Source organism: Bacillus sp. NS1, assembly GCF_058248265.1.
Genome location: NZ_JBZAZF010000003.1, coordinates 696347 through 710249, shown reverse-complemented (window position 1 = coordinate 710249; position 13903 = coordinate 696347). Strand labels below are relative to the sequence as shown.

At 43.6% G+C, this 13903-nt stretch carries 16 protein-coding genes and 1 riboswitch; of the genes, 1 reads left to right on the top strand and 15 read right to left on the bottom strand.

What is annotated here, in order from left to right:
- Window positions 1-10: 10 nt before the first annotated feature.
- The 10 genes from resC to AC4CV5_RS14140 form a co-directional block, all read right to left on the bottom strand.
- Window positions 11-1186: a cytochrome c biogenesis protein ResC gene (resC, locus tag AC4CV5_RS14185; protein ID WP_222143090.1), complete on the bottom strand. Its 1176-nt coding sequence runs from the start codon at window positions 1184-1186 to the stop codon at window positions 11-13.
- Window positions 1187-1205: 19 nt separating this feature from the next.
- Window positions 1206-2834, bottom strand: coding sequence for a cytochrome c biogenesis protein ResB (resB, locus tag AC4CV5_RS14180; RefSeq protein WP_490923050.1), 1629 nt, complete (start codon window positions 2832-2834; stop codon window positions 1206-1208).
- Window positions 2831-3370: a thiol-disulfide oxidoreductase ResA gene (resA, locus tag AC4CV5_RS14175; protein WP_003223892.1), complete on the bottom strand. Its 540-nt coding sequence runs from the start codon at window positions 3368-3370 to the stop codon at window positions 2831-2833. Before resA ends, resB begins: the two co-directional genes overlap by 4 nt.
- Window positions 3371-3464: 94 nt before the next feature.
- Window positions 3465-4199 carry a 23S rRNA pseudouridine(2605) synthase RluB gene (rluB, locus tag AC4CV5_RS14170; RefSeq protein WP_166851230.1) on the bottom strand — a complete coding sequence of 245 codons (735 nt, stop codon included), beginning with the start codon at window positions 4197-4199 and terminating at the stop codon, window positions 3465-3467.
- 91 nt (window positions 4200-4290) lie between these two features.
- Complete coding sequence (spmB, locus tag AC4CV5_RS14165) at window positions 4291-4827, bottom strand: spore maturation protein (protein ID WP_222143092.1); 537 nt, start codon at window positions 4825-4827, stop codon at window positions 4291-4293.
- 4 nt (window positions 4828-4831) lie between these two features.
- Window positions 4832-5422, bottom strand: coding sequence for a spore maturation protein SpmA (gene spmA / locus AC4CV5_RS14160; protein ID WP_014114249.1), 591 nt, complete (start codon window positions 5420-5422; stop codon window positions 4832-4834).
- The gene (dacB, locus tag AC4CV5_RS14155) at window positions 5410-6558 is read right to left on the bottom strand and encodes a D-alanyl-D-alanine carboxypeptidase DacB (protein ID WP_490923049.1); all 1149 of its coding nucleotides are present in this window, start codon (window positions 6556-6558) and stop codon (window positions 5410-5412) included. Before dacB ends, spmA begins: the two co-directional genes overlap by 13 nt.
- 122 nt (window positions 6559-6680) lie before the next feature.
- Entirely contained in the window at window positions 6681-7220 is a 540-nt protein-coding gene (locus AC4CV5_RS14150; protein ID WP_222143094.1) for a YpuI family protein, read from the bottom strand.
- A 54-nt stretch (window positions 7221-7274) separates the two neighbouring features.
- Window positions 7275-7868 carry an SMC-Scp complex subunit ScpB gene (scpB, locus tag AC4CV5_RS14145; protein ID WP_166851222.1) on the bottom strand — a complete coding sequence of 198 codons (594 nt, stop codon included), beginning with the start codon at window positions 7866-7868 and terminating at the stop codon, window positions 7275-7277.
- A complete protein-coding gene (locus AC4CV5_RS14140; protein ID WP_166854640.1) occupies window positions 7858-8613 on the bottom strand; it encodes a segregation/condensation protein A in 756 nt (251 codons plus the stop codon). The genes scpB and AC4CV5_RS14140 overlap by 11 nt, the downstream gene beginning before the upstream one ends.
- A gap of 291 nt (window positions 8614-8904) precedes the next feature.
- On the opposite strand from AC4CV5_RS14140, the gene AC4CV5_RS14135 reads away from it, so the two are divergent.
- A complete protein-coding gene (locus AC4CV5_RS14135; protein WP_166851219.1) occupies window positions 8905-9429 on the top strand; it encodes a DUF309 domain-containing protein in 525 nt (174 codons plus the stop codon).
- Window positions 9430-9645: 216 nt separating this feature from the next.
- Here AC4CV5_RS14135 and ribT read toward each other — a convergent pair whose 3' ends face one another.
- From ribT to ribD, 5 genes are all read right to left on the bottom strand, one after another.
- Window positions 9646-10020 (bottom strand): GNAT family N-acetyltransferase RibT, encoded by a 375-nt coding sequence (gene ribT, locus AC4CV5_RS14130; protein WP_003223910.1) that lies wholly within the window; start codon window positions 10018-10020, stop codon window positions 9646-9648.
- A 112-nt stretch (window positions 10021-10132) separates the two neighbouring features.
- Window positions 10133-10597 (bottom strand): 6,7-dimethyl-8-ribityllumazine synthase, encoded by a 465-nt coding sequence (ribH, locus tag AC4CV5_RS14125; RefSeq protein WP_024121911.1) that lies wholly within the window; start codon window positions 10595-10597, stop codon window positions 10133-10135.
- A 33-nt stretch (window positions 10598-10630) separates the two neighbouring features.
- On the bottom strand, window positions 10631-11827 hold the full coding sequence (locus AC4CV5_RS14120) for a bifunctional 3,4-dihydroxy-2-butanone-4-phosphate synthase/GTP cyclohydrolase II (RefSeq protein ID WP_166851217.1): 1197 nt from the start codon (window positions 11825-11827) through the stop codon (window positions 10631-10633).
- Between the two features lie 14 nt (window positions 11828-11841).
- Entirely contained in the window at window positions 11842-12489 is a 648-nt protein-coding gene (gene ribE, locus AC4CV5_RS14115; RefSeq protein WP_019258793.1) for a riboflavin synthase subunit alpha, read from the bottom strand.
- 10 nt (window positions 12490-12499) lie between these two features.
- On the bottom strand, window positions 12500-13585 hold the full coding sequence (gene ribD / locus AC4CV5_RS14110) for a bifunctional diaminohydroxyphosphoribosylaminopyrimidine deaminase/5-amino-6-(5-phosphoribosylamino)uracil reductase RibD (RefSeq protein ID WP_166851214.1): 1086 nt from the start codon (window positions 13583-13585) through the stop codon (window positions 12500-12502).
- Window positions 13586-13714: 129 nt separating this feature from the next.
- Window positions 13715-13859: riboswitch (FMN riboswitch) on the bottom strand.
- Between the last annotated feature and the right edge of the window lie 44 nt (window positions 13860-13903).

The window sequence follows — 13903 nt, the reverse complement described above, 5'->3', positions numbered from 1 at the left end:
TTTCTTAGGACTATGCATAAGAATGAAGTCCGGCAAGCACTAGATTTACGAATATTAAATTAAACATAATAATAGCAAAACCGATTACGGCCAGCCATGCTGACTTCTCACCGTGCCAGCCTCTTGACAGTCTTAAATGCAAATATGCGGCATAGAACAAAAATGTGATCAGCGCCCATACTTCCTTCGGGTCCCAGCCCCAAAATCTGGTCCAAGCGAGCTGAGCCCAAATCATCGCAAAGATCAGCGCGCCGAGCGTAAAGATCGGAAACCCGATTGAAACGGCCCTGTAGCCAACTTCATCCACCAGATCAAGATTGACGTTCTTCACCAGCGGATGTAATAGAGCGCTGATTCTTTTTCTGATGATCAGACGAAGAGCCCCGTACAAAACAAGCCCTGCTCCAAATGACCAAATGACAGTGTTCACCTTTCTGCCTGAGAAAAGGGCAGGTAGCTCAGCAAACGGCTCCATTCTCCCCTCGGTCAAAAGCTCCCCCTGATGAGGGCCGACAAGCGCAGGCATTTCGTACACCATCACGCTTTTTTCTTTATTTTTATCCACCCAGTTAAATTCCGCTTCATAGCCTGCAAGACGAAATGCCGATGTGATCGCAATAAAGGCGACGGTAGTGACCAGGATAAACATAATCGCTTCAAGCCAGAAGGTTTTTTTGCTTGGTTTTGTCTGGTCTACATGCTTCAAAAGAAAGATGACACCTGCGACAAAGCTGATGGCAAGTATAGCTTGCCCAAGCGCGGCCGTTGTTACATGAATATACAGCCAATTGCTCTGCAGCGATGGAATTAAAGGCGAGATATCCGTCGGAAACATGCTTGCGTAAGCAATCAGCAATAAAGCGATTGACAGCGTAAACAGGCCTAACGAAGGCAATCTATAGATAAAATATAGGATAATAAACGCCAAAACAAGCATCATGCCAAAGGCCGTGGTGAATTCAAACATATTGCTGACTGGCGCATGGCCGCTGGCAGCCCATCTAGTGATGAAATACCCCAGGTGGCAGAGAAAACCGATAATAGAAAGGGTGATTCCAATGTTCGCCCATCGGTTTGGCTTGCCCTTTTTATCTTTATTTCCGCGTATGGCCCCGCCGAAAATCGGGACAGCGATTAAATACACAAGAAAGGCCGCATAAAGAAAATTTCCGCTCAGCTCTGCCATGACATCACTCCCTTTTCGCCTATTTCTGTGTTTTGATTAATTCTTTTTGGTCCTCCGGTTCAGTCAGTCCGGAATCAACCAATACAAAGGCTAAATCTTTCTTCAGGCCATACCAGTTTTTATTTGTATGCCCTGCCACCAAGACTGCGCCGTCCTGTGAGTGCAGCCAGATTCTTCGGTGCTGCCAGTACATACCTTGAATGACACCGATCATAAAAATAGCTCCGCCGACGGCAAGCACCCAGAGTGTCAGATCCTTTCTGACTGTAAGTCCGGTAATGTTTTTCGTTTCGACATGGTCAAATTTCAGCTTATATTTATTGTTGCCGGAGCCTTCGATTGTTTCTTGGATGGCGACAAAGCTTTTTTCACCCTTTGGTTTGTCCGGCGTTATGATATTAAAGACAAAAGCCGGGTTGTTAGGGATTTTTGTTTTTGTGCTCGGCTCTCCATCCTGATTAAAATAGAAGTCTGGCAGGTAGCTGGCAATTTCAATTTTGTAACCGTTACCAAGATCATAAACCGAATCTGGATCCAGAAGGTTGATCTTCAAGCTCCCAAAGGATTTTTTTGTATTTTTGTCTATTAGCTGGAACACCATTTGGTCTAGCTGATTCTCTTTATAATCCACCTGATAAACGGAAAAAGAATCAAAACGCAGCGGCTGATTGACACGGATGTCCTCTTCTGTTACTTTTTTCAGCTTCGGTTTCTCGCCATAAACAATTTTTCCTTCTCTCTTGTAGAGAACGGCATCTGTTTGAAAATTCTTTGCCACTCTTCCGTCCCCGACTCTGTCTATGGCATCTGCGAATACCTTTTTTTCTGTTTTGCTGTTATAGGTCTCTACACTGAATTGATTATTTTTCAAATAATATTTTCCGTCTGTTCCCGGAATTGCTGCAGTTTCACCTTCTCTGACCCAAAGCGTCTCATCGACGTACATGCCAGGCACAAATCTGAGCATCGCACCGATCAGAAAGATAATCAATCCAATGTGGTTGACATACGGGCCCCAGCGGGAAAAACGCCCTTTTTCAGCAAGAATGCTGCCCTCTTTTTCTCTGATTCTATAATGCTTTTTCTTTAAGAGAGCAACAATCTTTTCTTTTGCTTCCGCGACCAGTACAGTATCCGTTTCACTGAACAAGCGCTGCCTTCTTAAAAAAGCAGGACTCCTTCTGACACCTTGGTTTTTTAACGCTCTGTACAATGGAATGACCCGATCGAGGCTGCAAATCACAAGTGAAATGCCGATCGAGGCAATGAGCAACAGGTACCACCAAGAGCCATATAAATGATGAAATCCGAGCAAATAATAAAGCTGGCCGAACGTGCCGTACTGCTCTTTGTAGTAGGTATCAGCCTGTGCGCCCGGAGGCAAATAGGCTTCTTGGGGAAAAATCGTGCCGAATGCTGATGCGGCAAGGGTTATAACGATAAGCCATATCCCCACCTTAACCGAAGAAAAGAAATTCCATATTTTATCGATAATCGTTTTGTTATAGGTTTGTGAACGTCTTGCGCTTCCGTCATATCTCATATCAGCAAGCGGAGGCTGAGTTTCCTGGAGAGCTCTTCCGCACGATTCACACAGAACGGTTCCGACCGGGTTTACATGTCCGCATTCACATTTGACTTGCTTCATCCCGAAGTCTCTCCGGGTTTTATCAGATTCATATAATCGTGTATCATGCTTTCTGTCATAGTGCCGGTCACCACCTTGACAACTTTTCCTTCCGGATTGATTAAAAAGGTTGTCGGAAGCGGAGATACGTCATAGGCATCAAGCACTTGGCGATCTGTATCCAGAACAACCGGGAAATTGACTCCGTAGGATTTCATAAAATTATGTACTGCTATCTTTGACTCCCCAACATTTACTGCGACAATTTCAACACCTTGGTCTTTAAAATGCTTATATTGGTTCGCCATATAAGGAAATTCTTTTTTGCACGGTTCACACCATGTGCCCCAGAAATTCAAAAAAACACCTTTTCCTTTTAAGTCGCTGAGCTCGATACGTTTCCCATTCGTATCTTCAAGGACAAAATTCGGTGCGTCGGACCCTTCGGATATACTCTCTTTGCCGGCAAATACAGCGTTGTAAATGGTATAGCCAAGTGCGCAGATTAAAACGAGAAGGATGCCGGTCCGAATGAATAAACGCCTTTTTTTCTTCATTGTCCACTGCCCCCTTCCCCCTATTACAGATCCATTCAATTATATCATTGCACGTTCATTTCACATTTCTTACTTTTTGAAGGTTATGTGAAATTTAGAAAGCGTTTTTACCGTGTTCCGCCAGCGCTCTGAGTCTTTTGACTTCATGCGGTGTTAGTTCTCTGGCATCTCCTGTGTGCAAGCCACGCAGGTTTAAAAACGCGTATTCTTCACGCTTCAGCTTGATTACCTCATGGCCGATCGCTTCGAACATGCGGCGCACCTGTCTGTTGCGTCCTTCATGAATCGTCAGCTGAATAATGCTTGTTTGCTTTTTCTTATCCAAAGACAACAGTTTCGCTTTAGCAGGCGCTGTTTTGCCTTCTTCAAGCCTGATGCCGCGCTCCAGCTTTCTGAGCAGCTCTTTAGGCGGGATGCCTTTCACTTTCGCCACGTATGTTTTGTCGATTTCATACTTAGGGTGCATCAGCTTATTGGCAAACTCGCCGTCATTGGTTAAAAGCAAAAGACCGCTCGTATCATAATCCAGGCGCCCGATCGGATAAATGCGCTGCGGGACTTCTTTAAAAAAGTCCGTCACGACTTTGCGCCCTTTGTCATCCTGTGCTGCAGAAATAACGCCTCTTGGTTTATATAAGAGAAAGTAAACCGGCTCTTCGCGTTCAACCTTTAACCCGTTTACCTCAATCTGATCAGAACCAGTGACTTTAACACCAAGCTCTGTTACTACTTTGCCATTCACCTTTACTTTTCCTTCTTTTATCAGCTCTTCTGCCTTTCTGCGCGATGCAACTCCGGCATGAGCAATCACTTTTTGCAGTCTTTCCATGTCTTTCACCTCAAGTATTATCTTACTTTTTTCAACCTTAACAAACAAGCTTTTTCAAATTCCTATGCAAAATCCAAAAAAAACGCCGTTTTCAGGCGCTCCCAAATAATAACGTAACGATGATGATAGATGCAACTACGCCGATTAAATCAGCAAGAAGTCCCACCTTTAATGCATCACCCATTTTTTTAATGCCGACTGCTCCGAAATACACAGTCAGCACGTAAAGCGTTGTATCTGTTGATCCCTGCATAACAGAAGCCAGCCTGCCGATAAAAGAATCGGGTCCGTATACTGCAATTAAATCTGTCGTCATGCCGAGGGCAGCTGTACCGGAGATCGGGCGGATCAGCGCAAGCGGCACTACCTCAGCAGGGATGCCGATAGCGGAGAAAATCGGTTTTAAAAGATCCATTATAAAATCAAGCGCGCCTGATGACCTGAAAACAGTTATGGCGACAAGCATTCCGACTAAGTAGGGGATAATGGAAAAGGCGATTTCTATCCCTTCTTTTCCGCCTTCAACGAACGATTCATATGTGGGAACCTTTTTGATAGTTCCATAAAGAAGAATTCCGGCAATAATGATCGGAATCATGGCTAAAGACAGCCAGTTGATGATTTCCATCCGCTCACCTTCCCTTCTTTTTGCGGCGGTAATAAAAGTACCGGTCAATGATAATGGCGCCGATTCCGGAAATGAGTGTCGCTAAAATACTCGGCCCCACGATATCTGTCGGGGTTTTGGAGGAATAAGCCATTCGGACAGCGATTACGGTTGTCGGAATGAGAGTGATGCATGACGTATTGACCGCTAAAAAAGTAATCATCGACCGGCTTGCTTCTGTTCGGTTTCCATTCAGCTTTTTCATTTGCTCCATTGCTTTTATGCCAAGCGGAGTTGCCGCATTTCCGAGACCGAAAAAGTTCGCCATGAGATTAGATAAAATGTAACCCATCGCCGGGTGATCCGGCGGTATATCAGGGAACAGCTTAGATATAAAAGGCCTGCACATCCGGCTGAAAATATCCAAAAGCCCTGACTGCTCGGCTATTTTCATTAAACCAAGCCAGAAAACAAGCACGCTCATCAATCCGAATGAAATCGTAACGGCTTCCTTCGCACCCTTAAATACGGCTTCATTTACATCTTGCAGAGTTCCGTTGCACATCGCAAAAACAAGTCCGATCACAGTTAAGCTGACCCAAATTATATTGACCATTTTGCCCCGCCAGCCGCATTCAGAAATATTGATTTAAATGTTTCAAAAAATTGTTTCTTCGGTTTTTGATGTCGTTCATTTTCATAATAGATCGGCACTTTTGCAATGGTTTCATCGTTAAACATGATCTTCATGTGCCCTACGATGTCAGGAATTTTCGAGGCGTCTTTTTCCCACGCTTTTTTCGGTTTAAGCAGCGTGGTTTGAATGTTGACGTCTTCTTTTTCCTCTTCGGTCAGCAAATAGGTGATGTCACGTTTGATAAAAGCCTTCGATTCATAAAATGTGCCTTTCAGCTTTGGAATGTCCCCTTTTTTGGCAATTAAATAGGTTTGATAATGATCAAATACATAGTTAAACATCTTCATATGATCATCCCAATCGTCGGGATCATTTATGGTGACAGCTATCAGATCAATGCCGTCCTTTGAAGCTGTTGAGACCAGTGTCCGTTTTGCAAGTTTTGTATAGCCTGTTTTTCCTCCTGTACTGTATCGATAAAGCATGGTCAACAGTTTATTTTTGTTTTTCCAGACGCTTTCCATTGTTTCTGCTTTGTATATTTTCGTGCCAGAAATCTTTTGATAGTCTTTCAGCTTCATAGCGTATTTGGTTAATATGGCCATGTCATAAGCTGTTGAATAATGATTTTCATGGTCGTCCAATCCGTGCGGGTTTTGAAAACGGGTATTCTCCATTCCAAGCTGCTCAGCTTTTTGATTCATCATATAAACAAACCCATCGAGACTTCCACCGACATGTTCAGCAATTGCCACAGCGGCGTCGTTTCCTGATCTCAGCATCAGGCCATACACAAGATCTTTTAATTTCACTTTTTGCCCCTCTGTTAAATAAATGGCTGAGCCTTCTGTTCTGACAGCATTTGCCGAAACTGTCACCGTTTCATCCATTTTGCCTGATTCGATGGCGAGAACGGCCGTCATGATTTTTGTGATACTTGCAATCCGCCTTTTTTCATGTTCATCCTTGGTAAATAATACTCTGCCTGACGCTCCGTCAATAACGATTGCGCTTTTTGCACTGACATCTATAGCAGCATGTGCTGTGTTCACATTTACATTTACAATAAAAAAAGAAATCATGACCATCAATACTGCTTTTTTGAAAATGCGCATGTTTGCTCACGTCCTTGTGGTGGTTTGTACAAGTTTATGCGCATGTCCACTAGTTATGAATAACAATTATATATCTTGAGGCAAACATAAAAAAACTCTCCCTGAAAAAGGGAGAGTAAAAGTTATCTGATTGGTGCCATGCTTGATCCGTTCGCTTCGTAATGAGCCAGCTCTTCCCTCATCTTCAGAAAGTCGGTACTCAGCGGCAATAATAATTGCTCAAGCGACTCAGGAACAGCATGGTAAAACTCAATTGCGCTGACCCCGGTATAAGATGCCCGGCTATTTTCACACCACGTGTCTTTTTTCGGCATAAAGAACTCTTCAATGCATTGGTGATACACATTATAAAGTGTTTTTTCCGCTCTGGCTTCCTGAAAAGGCTCCTGCATCAGGAGACGGCGACACGCTTCTGCGCCTCCTTCACAAAATACTGTCATTCTTCTAAGAGTGCTCAGCACATCACAGCAGTATCCTTTTTCAACAGGTAATTCAGCCTGTAAAGACTCCAGTGTCGTTTGATTTAGGTATTCGTTAACGGTATTGACAACCATTGATAAGAATTCGCCTGTTTTTTGAGTCTGCGCTCGAACAATCGAATGTCCCATTTCGTTTGGTATCTTCCCCTCATGTCTTTGTCTCTCACATTTTACTTCTTTCATGATGGCTTCTTCCTTATATCTTATGATGATGAAAAAGCGCGATTCATTAAACTTCTATTTTATATCTTCGAAGGTTTGGTTAAAGTTTTCAAAAAATAAATCTGCTTCTTCTTGGAGAACGTCTTCTTCCGCATTTTCAGGCAGCGGCGGAAGCTCGTCCAGCGTTTTTAGACCGAATTGTTCAAGAAAAGTCGGCGTTGTGCCGTATAAAATAGCCCGTCCCGGACCGTCAGCCCGACCGACTTCACACAGTAGCGCCTTCGCGACAAGACTGTGTAAAATCCGCTCTGATTTCACGCCTCTGATTTCTTCAATTTCTGCTCTCGTAATCGGCTGTTTATATGAAACAATGGCCAGCACTTCTAAAGATGCTTGAGAAAGGCCCTTTGACGGCACTTCAATCAGTTTTTTCAAATAAGGCGCAAAGTCTTTTTTGGTAGAGAGCATGTACGTATCTGCATATTCAATAAGTTCAATGCCCCTTGTCTCCCCCCGGTATTCGTCCGCCACTTCCGCCATGATGGTGTTCAGTTCAGGCTCTTCGATTTCAAGCACTGTTAACAGCTGCTTTTTTGTGAGCCCTTCATCGCCTGCCGCATAAAGAAGGGCTTCCACTATAGCTTTCCAATTCACGATATCAAGCCCCATGAATGGATTCACTCCCCGTAATGTAAATATCTGAAAAATTGTGCTCCTGTTCAATGAGAACGAGCTGATTTTTCATCAGCTCGAGAACGGCTAGAAAAGTCACAACCAAATGGTCTTTTTGCTCATACGGAAACAGGTCCATAAAGTTGATTCTCGTTCCTCTTGATTTTAGGCTATGCACGATTTCGTTCATTCTGTCTTCGATTGGTATGTCCTGCCTGGAAATTGTTGTTTCCATCGGCCTTGTTATTTTTTTGCGTTTCAGCACTTTTTGAAAAGCCCCGATCATATCATAGACCGTGACAGAGAGCTTTTGCTCCGATTGTTTTACTTCTTTGGCATATTCACTCAAATCACTCGGCGGTTTCGTGAACGATTTTTGTCTTTCTTCTTCCCGTTCTTTTAAATCCTTCGCCGCATCTTTATATTTTCTATACTCAATCAGCTTTTCAATCAATTCTTCCCGCGGATCTTCTTCTTCAAGTAATTCATCTTCAAAAAGCTCCTCCTCTTGCTTCGGGAGCAGCATTCTGCTTTTAATGCTGAGCAGCGTGGCAGCCATGACCAAATACTCGCTGGCAATATCGAGCTCAAGCACACGCATCGTATGTACATATAATAAATATTGTTCAGTGATCTTCGCCACAGGTATATCATATATGTCAATTTCAAGACGATTGATTAAATGAAGCAGCAGGTCCAATGGGCCCTCAAACGTATCAATTTTCACTTGATATTCTTCCATCATCTCACCATTTTCAAGTATCACTCTCATTGCCGAATAAACTGGCTACCCTTTAGTATAAGCCACCAAAAAGCTCTCGTCCAATACTATTTCATTTCCCGTTTTGAAGCAGTTTGTACAGAATATTCAAAACAGCAAAGACATTCGATTTGACTATAACAAAGGAGGAAAAGCCTTAGCGACGGATCCCCTTCCATTACCGTGCTAAAAAGAAGCAATCAGGGCTTAGCGTTCTTTTTTCCTTTTATCCTTCCTGTGTTACACTAAAGGCAGATTAAAGGAGGAAGCATCTTGTACCCGAAAGCTTATATCGATTATCTCGTTGAATTTCACGCGACACGGGATTATTTTGAATGCCATGAAATATTAGAAGAATATTGGAAGAAAGATCCTCCAAATAAACGAAAAGTTTATTGGGTCGGCTTTATTCAGCTTGCGGTTGCTTTGTATCATTATAGAAGGCAGAATACTGCCGGGGCAAAAAGATTGATGACGAACAGCATAAGGATTCTTCAAGCAGAAAGACAAGCGGTCGAAGACTTGGGACTTGATCATATCCGTTTACTCCAGCTTATGCAATCGGTTTACGAACAAATCGAAACAGGCTCTTCCTATCAAAGCATTATGCTGCCCATCAAAGATGAGAAGCTGGAGGAAGCATGCCGCATCGAATGCAAGAAAAAAGGCTACACATGGGGGCAGCCCAGCACACTCACCGATTCATTTCTTATCGACAAGCACCGTTTGCGGGATCGGACTGACGTCATCCTTGAACGTGAAAAAGAAATAGAACGCAGAAAAAAAAGCAGAGGCTGATTTCAGCCTCTGCTCAGCGTGTCGACAAACCCTCGCATTCGTTGTCAAGCCTGTGCGTTGGCGCTCACGAATTAAAACATTCGCTCCGCTCTAATGCTCAGCTTTCCTAGACTTCAAGGGCTTCAATTACGATAGAAAAGGATGGCAAAATCCTAAAACGAAAACTGTTTTAGGATTTTGCCACCAATCTGAAACAGAGGCTATAACAGCCTCTGTTTAATTATTGTATGAAATGTCTTGATCCTGCTGACCTTGACAACGTTCGAAAAAGCTCTGCGTTAATTCATTCGGAACCAGTACCTGCGTTTTGAATAAATGCTTTAAGGCATCCATCATCTGTTTTCCGATTCCTTGATGGCGATGAGAAGGATTCACACTGATATGCCGGATTTCAACCTCAGAATCCTTTTTTTCGACTCCGATTGCTCCGACGATATCCTCGTCCTCTTTCCAAAGAAAGAGCTGGCGGTCTGTATCCGTTTCGTAGTCCTTAATTGTCTGCTGAAGCTGCTTAAGGTCTTTTTCATTCGGCATGAACGAAAGAAGTCCCATCGCAATCTTTTCAAACGATTTTTTATAACGAATTAACATAAAAACCCCTCTATATCCAAAATGTCCAGTCTGCTATTAACGGATACGAATAGGTGATCCGTTTTCTCACATTATATCATTTTCGCCATATTTTTAAACTGTTTTCAGCAAATTATTCAAATGAACGGTTTAAATTTGCCATTTCTATGGCAGAAACGGCACAATCTACACCTTTGTTACCGGCTTTTGTGCCGGCACGCTCAATTGCCTGTTCGATGTTTTCAGTTGTCACAATTCCAAAGATGACAGGCACACCAGTAGTGTTTGCTGCTTGCGCGATGCCTTTGGCAGCTTCATTGCAGACATAATCGTAATGTGTTGTCGCGCCTCTGATTACAGTGCCCAATGTGATGACGGCGTCATATTTTTTTGTTTCCGCCATTTTTTTCGCGGCAAACGGAATTTCAAATGCGCCTGGAACCCAAGCCACATCGATATCGTTTGTGTCTACACCGTGTCTGAGCAACGCATCTTCTGCACCGCTCAATAGCTTGCTTGTAATAAAATCATTAAATCTTCCTACTACGATTCCGATTTTAAGACCTGTACCAACTAAATTTCCTTGTATGATATTCATATGATTCCCATCCTTTTTTTGTGATATTTGTGATTAGAAATGAAGTAAATGACCCAGCTTGTTCATTTTGGTTTGCAAATATTTTTTATTGTGCTCTTTCGCCTCCATTTGAAGCGGCACTCTTTCTGAAATACTGAGTCCATAGCCTTCAAGGCCTGCGATTTTTCGTGGATTATTCGTCAAAAGCTTCATATTCCGCACACCGAGATCGCGTAACATTTGTGCACCGATGCCATAGTTGCGAAGGTCAGGCAAGAATCCAAGCGCCTCGTTGGCTTCTACGGTGTCATAGCCTTGTTCCTGAAGCTTATAAGCTTTTAATTTATTGATTAAACCGATGCCCCGGCCTTCTTGGCGCAAATACAAGAGCACTCCCCGGCCTTCTGCAGCAATTTGCGTCAGCGCGGCGTGCAGCTGCGGGCCGCAGTCACAGCGATGAGATCCAAACACGTCACCTGTGAGACATTCTGAATGCACCCGGACCAATACCGGTTCTTCACCGAAGGGCACATCTCCCATCACAAATGCGACATGCTCTTTTCCGTCTACCTCATTTGTGTAACCGTAAACCTTAAATGTGCCAAAATCAGTAGGCAGCGTAATGTCGACTTCACGCTCGACAAGTGTTGTTAGATTGTAACGGTATTGAATCAAATCTTTAATGGTGATCATTTTTAATTGATGCTTTTTCGCAATTTCAATAAGCTCAGGCACTCTTGCCATTGTTCCGTCTTCATTCATAATTTCACAAATGACGCCAGCTCCTTGAGATCCGCAGGCTTCGGCAAGGTCAACAGCAGCTTCTGTATGGCCCGCTCTTTTCAGGACACCTCCTTTTTTCGCAATCAGCGGAAAAATGTGCCCCGGACGCTGAAAATCAGACGGCACGGATTCGCTGTCCAGCAATGCTTGAACGGTAAAAGATCTTTCTTGAGCGCTGATACCCGTTTTCGTATTACGGTGGTCAATGCTTACCGTAAATGCAGTATGGTGAGAATCTGTATTATGCTCAACCATAGGGTGAAGATCAAGCTTGTCTGCGATTTCCTCACTAAGCGGCGTACAAATCAGCCCTCTTCCGTGTGTCGCCATAAAGTTAATGACTTCTGGAGTTGTATGCTCGGCAAGAGCCACAAAGTCTCCTTCATTTTCTCTGTCTTCATCATCTACAACTATGATGACTTCGCCTTTTTTTAAAGCGTCTAGTGCTTCTTCTATCGGATGAAACATGCAAATCTTCCTCTCTAAAAGCCGTTTTCGCTTAAGAAGGCTTTTGTAATGGTTTGTTGGGTCTTATTTTCATTGGCTTTATGCAAAAATCGATACATATATTTTCCGATCATATCGCATTCGATATTCACTTTAGAGCCGATCGTTTTTTCTGAAAAAATTGTTTCGCTGATCGTATGCGGTATTAAAGAAATTGTCACTGTGTCTTCTGTCAGGCCAAATATGGTTAAGCTCACGCCGTCCACGGTAATTGATCCCTTTAAGACCAGTGTTTTTGTTAAAGAAGGGTCCATCTTTAAATCATAGTAAACAGCGTTGCTTTTCTCTTCAATTCGTGTAATTTCAGCAGTTCCGTCGACATGGCCAGAAACGAAATGGCCTCCGAAACGGCCGTTTGCCGCCATCGCTCTTTCAAGGTTTACTTTGCTTCCTTTTGATAAATCATTTAATGACGTAGCTTTGACTGTTTCAGGCATAACATCCACTGTGAATTGATTTTTTGTAAAATCAGTGACAGTCAGACAAATGCCGTTCACTGCAATGCTATCGCCCAGATGAACATCCTCTAGAATTTTTGAGCATTTGATTGTTAAGGCCATTGAATGCCCTGCTTTTTTCATGGATTCGATTGTGCCTGTTTCTTCAATAATTCCTGTAAACATGGTCACCATCCTACTCGTTTATCGGTTTTGCCGTCAGTTTAATATCACGGCCAATTTGGGTTATATCAGTGAATTGTAATAAGGGGACATCTTTCATTGATTGAAAACCTTCACCGGAGATTAAGCTGGGAGCATGCGTTCCTCCGATTAGTTTAGGGGCAAAATAGAAGATGATTTCTTGAAAACAGCCTTCTTTGACAAAGCTTCCGTGAACAGCTGAACCGCCTTCCACGTACACCGACATGATGCCTTCTTCCGCAAGGATTTTCAAAACATCGGGAACTTGAATGCGCTCGGTTTCAAGCGTAAATATGTTCACACCGAAAGCTGAAAGCCGTTTTTTCTTTTCCTCGTCTGCGTGCGCTGTTGTAAAAATCCATGTCGGCGCTGCCTGATCGCAAATCACTTGGGCGTCCTCAGGAATCGAGAGTTCAGTATCAAGTATCACCCGAACCGGCTGTTTTGCCACATCGGGCAGCCTGCAGGTTAAGCTTGGATCGTCGGCTTTCACCGTGCCAACTCCGACTAAAATGCTTTGGTGTGTTTTCCTGTATTGCTGAGCATCCTGTCTTGCAGCCTCTGACGTGATCCATTTGCTGTCGCCCGTACTGGTAGCTGTCTTTCCGTCAAGGCTTGCAGCAGCTTTTAGTGTGACGTAAGGGAGGCCTGTCCTCATGAAGTGCAGAAATTTTTCATTCAGCTTCTCCGCCTGGTCAGCCAGGATGCCTTCCTTAACTTCAATACCGGCTTTTTCAATCATGCTGACCCCTCTTCCGGCCACAAGCGGGTTAGGATCTCTCATTGCCACGAACACTCTTTTGATGCCAGAGTTGATGATCAGTTCTGCACATGGCGGTGTTTTTCCGTAATGGCTGCACGGTTCGAGTGTAACGTAAATATCCGCACCCTTTACATGGGATCCGGCCATATGGATGGCATGAACTTCTGCATGAGCTTCACCATATTTTAAATGGGCGCCCATTCCGACAATTTGTCCGTCCTTTACCACAACAGCGCCGACGAGCGGATTAGATTCAGTCTGTCCTTCGCCCTGCTTCGCAAGATCTAATGCCAGCTTCATATAATACTCTTCCATTTGTTTCCCTCCCCTCTTTTGTTATTTACCGTCGAAAAAGCCCCGAATTTATAAAAAATCCGGGGCTTTAGGTATTTTACGCAATAGGAAATAACACTATGCATTTTTGAACCAATTGCATAGCGGCTCATCATCCTTCTCCCATCCAGACTTTCACTGTCGGCTTCAGCTTAAACTGAATCCACCGCGCGCTTATGCACACGGGTCACGGGCTCTAAAGCGAATTCGCTTTACTACCGCCGGTCGGGATTTCCACCCTGCCCCGAAGGATACAATCTTTATTCATTTGTCCTTATTGGCTATTATAGCGATCCTTCT

Coding starts and splice junctions, on each gene's coding strand:
- ribH (WP_024121911.1), bottom strand. CDS start 10,597: ATGAATATCATACAAGGAAATTTAGTTGGTACAGGTCTTAAAATCGGA.
- resB (WP_490923050.1), bottom strand. CDS start 2,834: ATGAAGCAAGTCAAATGTGAATGCGGACATGTAAACCCGGTCGGAACC.
- AC4CV5_RS14120 (WP_166851217.1), bottom strand. CDS start 11,827: ATGTTTCATCCGATAGAAGAAGCACTAGACGCTTTAAAAAAAGGCGAA.
- rluB (WP_166851230.1), bottom strand. CDS start 4,199: ATGGAAAGACTGCAAAAAGTGATTGCTCATGCCGGAGTTGCATCGCGC.
- dacB (WP_490923049.1), bottom strand. CDS start 6,558: ATGCGCATTTTCAAAAAAGCAGTATTGATGGTCATGATTTCTTTTTTT.
- scpB (WP_166851222.1), bottom strand. CDS start 7,868: ATGGGGCTTGATATCGTGAATTGGAAAGCTATAGTGGAAGCCCTTCTT.
- ribE (WP_019258793.1), bottom strand. CDS start 12,489: ATGTTTACAGGAATTATTGAAGAAACAGGCACAATCGAATCCATGAAA.
- spmB (WP_222143092.1), bottom strand. CDS start 4,827: ATGGAAATCATCAACTGGCTGTCTTTAGCCATGATTCCGATCATTATT.
- AC4CV5_RS14140 (WP_166854640.1), bottom strand. CDS start 8,613: ATGGAAGAATATCAAGTGAAAATTGATACGTTTGAGGGCCCATTGGAC.
- spmA (WP_014114249.1), bottom strand. CDS start 5,422: ATGGTCAATATAATTTGGGTCAGCTTAACTGTGATCGGACTTGTTTTT.
- AC4CV5_RS14150 (WP_222143094.1), bottom strand. CDS start 7,220: ATGAAAGAAGTAAAATGTGAGAGACAAAGACATGAGGGGAAGATACCA.
- ribT (WP_003223910.1), bottom strand. CDS start 10,020: ATGTTAATTCGTTATAAAAAATCGTTTGAAAAGATTGCGATGGGACTT.
- resC (WP_222143090.1), bottom strand. CDS start 1,186: ATGGCAGAGCTGAGCGGAAATTTTCTTTATGCGGCCTTTCTTGTGTAT.
- resA (WP_003223892.1), bottom strand. CDS start 3,370: ATGAAGAAAAAAAGGCGTTTATTCATTCGGACCGGCATCCTTCTCGTT.
- ribD (WP_166851214.1), bottom strand. CDS start 13,585: ATGGAAGAGTATTATATGAAGCTGGCATTAGATCTTGCGAAGCAGGGC.